Raw genomic sequence first — 1017 nt, forward strand, 5'->3', positions numbered from 1 at the left:
ACTACCTACTCCCCTGAAGTCCGTGAACGTGCCGTGCGCATGGTTCTGGAGCACCTGAGCGACTATCCGTCCGAGTGGGCGGCCATCGAGGCCATAGCGCCGAAGATTGGCTGTGCAGCGCAAACCCTGCATGGCTGGATTCGTCGCCAGCAGACCGATGCGGGGCAGCGCCCCGGTCAGACCAGTGAAGAGCGCGAGCGCATCAAGGCCCTGGAGCGAGAGAACCGCGAGCTGCGCAAGGCCAACGAGATCCTGCGCCTGGCCAGTGCATATTTTGCCCAGGCGGAGCTCGACCGCCGCACCAAGTCCTGAGGGCATTTGTCGACCAGCATCGTGACCGTCTCGGGGTCGAGTCGATCTGCCGTGTCTTGCAGATCGCCCCGTCCGGTTATCGCAGGCACGCGGCCCAACTTCGTAACCCTGCACTGCGCTCCTGCCGTGCACGGCGTGACGACACATTGATCCCGGAAATCCAGCGCGTGTGGAACGCCAACATGCAGTGCTATGGCGCGGTGAAGGTCTGGAAGCAGCTCCAGCGAGAAGGTATCGGGGCAGCCAGATGCACGGTGGAGCGGTTGATGCGTCGGGCTGGATTGCAGGGCATAAGGCGCGGCCATGTTGTGCGGACAACGGTGGCGGGCGACAAGCCCCTTTGCCCGCTGGATCATGTCCAGCGGCAGTTCCATGCCGACCGCCCCAATCAGCTGTGGGTATCGGACTTCACCTATGTGTCGACTTGGCAGGGCTGGCTGTATGTGGCGTTCGTGATCGACGTCTTCGCGCGGCGCATCGTCGGCTGGCGAGTCAGTACCAGCATGAAGACGGACTTCGTACTTGATGCCCTGGAGCAGGCCTTGTATGCCCGTCAGCCACATCGCACGGGCGGCCTGATCCACCACAGCGACCGTGGCAGCCAGTACGTCTCGATCCGCTACACCGAGCGACTTGCCGAGGCCGGCATTGAGCCCTCGGTGGGTAGCAAGGGCGATAGCTACGACAACGCCTTGGCCGAAACCA

Annotated in this window: 1 pseudogene and 1 other annotated feature; the pseudogene reads left to right on the top strand. The window is 63.3% G+C overall.

Going from position 1 to position 1017, the window contains the following annotated elements:
• A pseudogene (locus F3I16_RS20940) lies at nt 1-1017 on the top strand (IS3 family transposase); the annotation flags it as partial.
• Nucleotides 267-383, top strand: a sequence feature (AL1L pseudoknot). It overlaps the preceding pseudogene by 117 nt.

The sequence above is a fragment of the Pseudomonas sp. L-22-4S-12 genome, assembly GCF_009799935.1.
Taxonomy (GTDB): Bacteria; Pseudomonadota; Gammaproteobacteria; order Pseudomonadales; family Pseudomonadaceae; genus Aquipseudomonas.